3 protein-coding genes and 1 pseudogene are annotated in these 5,800 nt (G+C 63.4%); 3 read left to right on the top strand and 1 reads right to left on the bottom strand.

Annotated elements, in window-relative coordinates; genetic code table 11:
• Positions 1-126: pseudogene (locus ACFYP3_RS36785) on the top strand (transposase); the annotation flags it as partial.
• 296 nt (positions 127-422) lie between these two features.
• Here the strand turns inward: ACFYP3_RS36785 and ACFYP3_RS36790 are convergent.
• On the bottom strand, positions 423-2,795 hold the full coding sequence (locus ACFYP3_RS36790) for a SpoIIE family protein phosphatase (protein WP_388842399.1): 2,373 nt from the start codon (positions 2,793-2,795) through the stop codon (positions 423-425).
• Positions 2,796-4,876: 2,081 nt separating this feature from the next.
• On the opposite strand from ACFYP3_RS36790, the gene ACFYP3_RS36795 reads away from it, so the two are divergent.
• Both ACFYP3_RS36795 and ACFYP3_RS36800 read left to right on the top strand, forming a co-directional pair.
• A complete protein-coding gene (locus ACFYP3_RS36795; RefSeq protein ID WP_388842401.1) occupies positions 4,877-5,347 on the top strand; it encodes an Asp23/Gls24 family envelope stress response protein in 471 nt (156 codons plus the stop codon).
• A complete protein-coding gene (locus ACFYP3_RS36800) occupies positions 5,344-5,529 on the top strand; it encodes a hypothetical protein (protein WP_388842403.1) in 186 nt (61 codons plus the stop codon). The genes ACFYP3_RS36795 and ACFYP3_RS36800 overlap by 4 nt, the downstream gene beginning before the upstream one ends.
• Positions 5,530-5,800: the final 271 nt, after the last annotated feature.

Here is a 5,800-nt window from a genome sequence, read left to right on the forward strand (position 1 = left end):
GCCGACGCTACCGAACAAGGAATCCACCGCATCAACACCAACCCCCAACTGCCATGGTCATTCCTCACCCACACCGGCCTGAGCATCCACCCACCAACCCCACCGAACTTACGAAAAGATCAGTAGTAGGAACCGGCCTGGCATCCAGCCCTGAAAAGCGTCCCACTGAGCTCAGTGAACGTCTTTCATATCACGACGCCAACGACGGAGGCTTGGCCATGTCACCTCACCCCGCTGACCTGCCTTTCACCCATAGAGACAGGATGAAGGACGGTCAGTGGCATCTTCGAATCCCTACCCCGTTGAGTTATCGAAGCTGGCGCCAAGGACGGTCGAGGCGAGGTTGCAGGGCCTTGATGTCCCGCCAGTCACCGAGGGCGAATAGGGTTAACCCGGTTAAGACGGTCGATTGCAAGTCTCCATCAGTCGGCACGTTGCCCAGCATGGCTCTCGAAGTTCGGCTGCTTCGGCAGAGGCATCGCCTGTTCGGCCCAAATGATCTTGCCGACGGCTGTATAGCGGGTGCCCCACTGCTGGGTTGTCTGCGCGACGATGAAGAGGCCCCGTCCCCCCTCGTCGTCACCCGCGGCGTGCCGCATGTGCGGCGATGTGTGGCCGCTGTCGGACACCTCACAGATGAGTGTCTGGTCGCGGATCAGACGTACGTGGATGGGGCCAGCTGGGGCGTACCGGATTGCGTTGGTTACCAGTTCACTGACCACGAGCTCGGTTGTGAAGGCCAGGTCGTCGAGCCCCCAGGCGCGGACCTGGGCGGACGCCGCCGCCCGTGCATGGCCGACGGCTTCAGGGTTAGCGGTCAGCTCCCACGAGACCACCTGGTGCCGGCCGAGGATGCGGGTACGAACCAGCAGCAGTGCCGCGTCGTCGCCGGCGGGCCTCGGGAGCAGAGCCCCGACCGCCTCGTCGCACATGTCATCTAGGGAACGCGTCGTCGTGCTCAGGACCGTGCTAAGAATGTCCAGTTGATCATCCAAGTCGCGGTCTCGGCCTTGCACGAGTCCGTCTGTGAACAAGGCGAGCAGGCTGCCTGGACGGAGAGCCAATTCCGCAGACTCGAAGGGCAGGCTGCCCATTCCAAGCGGTGGAGCCAACGGAAGCTCGGGAAAAGTCACCGTGCCGTTGTCCGGGTCGACCACCGCCGGCGGGGGATGCCCAGCCCGAGCCATCGTGCACGTGCCCGACACTGGATCATACACGGCGTATAGGCACGTAACACCAAGGGCCTCGTCTTCTGGTAGCTCCTCGCCCTCGACACGCACGGTGGTCAGCTCGTCGCGGCTCTGAGTGACGAGGTCATCTAGACGGGCGAGGAGCTCATCAGGGGCGAGGTCCATACGGGCCAGGACGCGAACGCTCGTGCGTAGGCGCCCCATGGTCGCGGCGGCGCCTAGGCCGTGCCCGACCACGTCTCCCACAACCAGGCCCACCCGGGCTCCGGACAGGGCGATGACGTCGAACCAGTCACCGCCCACTCCGGCTCGGCTGTCAGCAGGAAGATAACGGTACGCCAGCTCTACAGCGGACAGCGGTGGCACGAGCCTGGGTAGCAGGCTGCGCTGAAGCAGGAGGGCAGTGGCGTGCTCCAGGGTGTAGCGGCGGGCATTGTCGGCGCACACCGCGAGCCGGGCCACGAGTTCCTCTGCCACGGCCAGTTCACCGTCGTCGAAGGGGTTGGTGCGATGTCTCCAGGCGAAGGACACGATGCCAAGGTCGGTTCCTTCGTTGCGGAGCGGGACGGTCAGCAGCCCGGGTCCTGGAACCGCCGATGCAATGACAGATGCGCAGTCACCGACGGAGGGGGCGGCTTGTGCGGTGGAGTGCTCCTCGGGAGGCCAAACCCGTACAGTCCGGGTGCCAGGCATGACCACGGGGCCCGACGGATCGCTGTGGAGCACCGTTTCGAGCAGGTCCACCGTGACCGCATCAGCGAACCACGGGGTGGCCACGGCGGCGAACTCCCGGGCCGTTCGGCTCATGTCGAGAGTCGTGCCCATAGTCCTGGCAGCCCGGACCAAGAGGTCCAGACGCTGTTGAGCGAGGTAGCGCTCCGTAACGTCGACCGACTCCTCGCACACGCCTAGCGCTGATCCAGACTGATCTTCCAGACGATAATACGAGCATGACCATACGTGGTCGCGGTTCCTGTCGGAGGGAGGGCGGCCCTGATAGTGCAAGTCGAAAACGGACTCTCCAGTGGCCAGCACGTGACTCATGACCTCTTCCAGTGTGCCAGGCATACCGGGGGAGAGGATCACGCCGTGTGTGACCATGTCATCTGGGCCGACTCCTACGTAATCGGCGTCTTTGTAGAGCGCAGCATTTTCCCATACGACGCGCAGCTGGGAGTCGTAAATTGCCAGCCCGATTGGCGACTGGGTAGCCAGCCCGCGCAGCATCGACCGCAGCGCGCTCCACTCCTCAGCCTCCTTGGCGTTGGCCATGGCGAGGAGGCGCACCGGTGGTGTCCCGCCGCTGCCGGCAACGCCGCCATCGGGTGACAGGGCGACGACGCTCACCTCGGCCAGCGCGCTTTGCCCATCCCGGCGGCGCAGCCACAGCGCGCGGTGCACGCCCGGCAGGAGGTCGGGCGCCGGGCTGTCGCTCAGGAGCTCGGCAAACTCCCGGCCTAGCATTTCGGACGCCTCGTACCCCAGCAGCTTTGTGGCCGACGGGCTCCAGCCCATTACCCGGCTCTCACCGTCGAGAACGGCCACGGCCGCCCGTGATACATCGAAAGGGTTCTGCAGTTCACCGAACCCCGGGATCGCGCTCACCACCCCTTCCCCTGCCGTGCGGGCCAGCGTATGACTGGGAGCTGGGCGACGCCACAAGATTGTGCGGTGGTCTCACCAACCCCGCCCACGGTGGGCCGGCCTGCAATATGCGAGCTACGGGACGCGTCCCGGTCTCGCTCCCTGTCGGGCAACCACCGCTGAGTGATGACCACCGGACTGCTCGCACTCGAAGCGGGGAGACAGTTCGCGCCTGCCTCGGAAGCGGGCGGAGGCACGCGCTCCGCGAAGGCCGACACGTACCGGCGCTGCTCGCTTCCGGCGCCCCAGTCCTCGGGGCTGGGTCTGAGCCGAGCGCAGCGCCGCACGCCCAGGTCGGCGTCGTCTGGCCTCAAAGTCACCCCTTTCTCAGGTCACAGAGCCAGGATGCCCCTCCCCGTGCGATTGCCGCATCCGGACAGTGAACGGGAGCCCGGTGCCACGCCGTGGCACCGGGCTCCCGTTACTAGCAGGGCAGAGTGGCCGCGCCGGAGCGGCTCGTTCCTGGACGCGCCGCCTCGGTCGCGGAAGTCAGCCTCGATCATCTTCGGGGGATCAACGACCAACCTCGTCGAAGGTTCAGGGGCCGGACGGCAGTACACACGGGGCATCGTGCTGGCTCACCCGTAGAAACCACTGGGGCCCGCATTCCGGTTCCGCAGAGTCGTTTCATTCACATGACGCGCACCATTCCAGCTCTTGGCGGTGGACGCTCTGCGTCTGCACACAACGGTGGATCCAACACCTCATCAGTTGGGTCCCCGTTTTCGGAACGGCTCCTGCTTGGACAGCAGGGCTTGAGGTCTATGGACGGTTGGCGAGGGCGGACTGCTGCAGCAGTCTAGGAATCGGATCCGTTGGCATGTTCCGAGAGCGGCGCCCTTCGGGCGTGATTAGGCTTGCCTTCGGCGAGGTTGCTTGCCCAACCACGAGAGAGCGCGCTTGCTGGTCTACATGATTGATCATCTGTCTGACGATGTGCGTAAGAGCGCGTTACGAGGACTGCTCCTCTTGTTGCTCTGCTGTGGCCTGACTGGATGCTCCTTCGGCAGCGAGAGCACTGATCAGAAGCCATCTCGCCCATATCATGTTTCCATTCCAGATCTCATCCCCACCGAGTACCCAGACAGCCGCATCGCCCAATATGCTCAGAACGCGCGAGAGAGCCTGACTAAAGTCAAGATTTCATGCGCTGAGACAGTCCGTGATGCCTCAGCTGCCATTACGGTAGCCAAAGAAAATTCCTCTGTGGATGCAAGGTATCTCACCTTAGCTAAGGATTCTCTAGTTAAGGTGCAAGACGCAGATACGCGGGCGAAAGACTCGGTCGTTGGAGCTGCAGAGGCCCCAAATTTTCAGACAGCTGCGCAATATGCTATGCAGGCTGACATCTCAGAGAAAACAGCCCGAGAGGCTGCGCTCAGTGCCCGTGCTGCGCTTGTCGGTGCGTGCTTTGCTGTCAGGCATTCATCTTGCGAATCGATCTCCTGAAGGTTGCAGTGTTAAAGTTATTTCAATTTGCAGACTTCCGGAATTTAGTGATTGACCACCCGTAGAAATAGAAGAGCCATCTCCGTAATGTAGAGCATGGCAGAAGAAGCAGTGGCAGCCAGGCCTTTATGGATAGCCGACTTCAAGGACGAGACCGTCGAGCTGGGCTGCAAGGAGACCCGTTTTGGCCAAGAAAGCCAAAAACTTTCGAGCTAGCGAGACCAACCATAGATGGCCTAGGTCGAGGAAAGTCGTCAGCTCCAGTACTGCAACAGTCTTTGGGGTGACGGTTGGCTGGATTGGGCGGTGCGCGGCCGCGTTGTTTGCAGTGGCTGGTGCAGGCTTGGTGATGCCTCCGACGCCGCCAGTACAGGAATGCTGGACGGGAGCGGGGCGGCGGCAAGTGAGGCGGTGCAACAGATGAGGAGTTCACGCAGGCTGAGCGGGAGGAGGGTAGAGGATTCGTTTCTCCGTTACCCGCCTCGAGTTCGCATGCCCGCAGGAGTGTCGGGCTGGCGTGAGCGGCCACGGCGAGGGTTGGCGGTGCGAGGTCTCCCAACGATGACGGTGGCAGGAGACTGGAGGGAATTGGAATGACCGGAGGCATCGCGGTGGGGCCGGACCGTGAACTGGCTGGCGGAGGCCGTACAACGATTTCTAGCGGTGTGGTGGAGAAGGTTGCGGGGCTCGCTGCTCGCGAGGTGGAGGGTGTATACGCTCTGGGGAGCAGTCTGACCCGGGCCTTCGGCGTAGTTCGCGACAGGGTTCCTGGCGGGGCGAGGTCGGCTGTCTCCCGCGGTGTTAAGGCGGAGGTGGGTGAGCGGCAGGCTGCGCTTGAGCTGGAGATCGTCATCGACTATGGGGTGTCCATCGGCGAGGTTGCGCTGGCGATCCGGGAGGAGGTGATCTCGGCAGTCGAGGGTGTGACAGGCCTGGAAGTGGTCGAGGTCAACATTGCCGTCACTGATGTCAAGCTGCCCAACGATGATGGACTGCTGATTCTGGGGGGCGAGCCGCGGAGAGCCGGCTCGAGTGACCCTCACGGCGAGGAGGAGCACGCATGACCATGGCGGTGGCCGGCCAGGCGGCTGGCATGGCACTCGGCTTCGCGGCGTATTTCGGCGGCTTCGCCGCCTTTCTGCTGGTGGCCGCACTCGGCGCGCTCGGCTTCGTATCGGGTCGACTGTTAGACAAGGAATTGCAGTCCAGTGACACACCCCGGCCGCGCGATGATCGGCGACAGTGATCCCTGAGCACACCCAGCCGCTATCGCTGAGGCTTGCCGGTGCGCCTGACCGGGGTGCAGCCAGGGTCGCCGCGAAAGAGGCATTGTGACGACGCTGTTCACGTGATGAGTGAGGTATGAGCAGAGGCACGCCAGGTTGCGACTACGAGCGTGGTATCAGCGCACCCGCTGGCGACTGAGCTTTTTTAGCGGTGAGTCTCCAGGGTGAGGATGGCTCTGCTGATTGACGTGAGTCTGTTCGGGCTGAGGCGAGCTTTACGGAGGACACGCC

Origin of the sequence: Streptomyces sp. NPDC005533 (assembly GCF_042871845.1) — a bacterium.
Taxonomy (GTDB): domain Bacteria; phylum Actinomycetota; class Actinomycetes; order Streptomycetales; family Streptomycetaceae; genus Streptomyces.

What these genes read in the sequence shown, in the direction of transcription:
- ACFYP3_RS36795 (WP_388842401.1), top strand. Translation starts at nt 4,877, where the DNA reads ATGACCGGAGGCATCGCGGTGGGGCCGGACCGTGAACTGGCTGGCGGA.
- ACFYP3_RS36800 (WP_388842403.1), top strand. Translation starts at nt 5,344, where the DNA reads ATGACCATGGCGGTGGCCGGCCAGGCGGCTGGCATGGCACTCGGCTTC.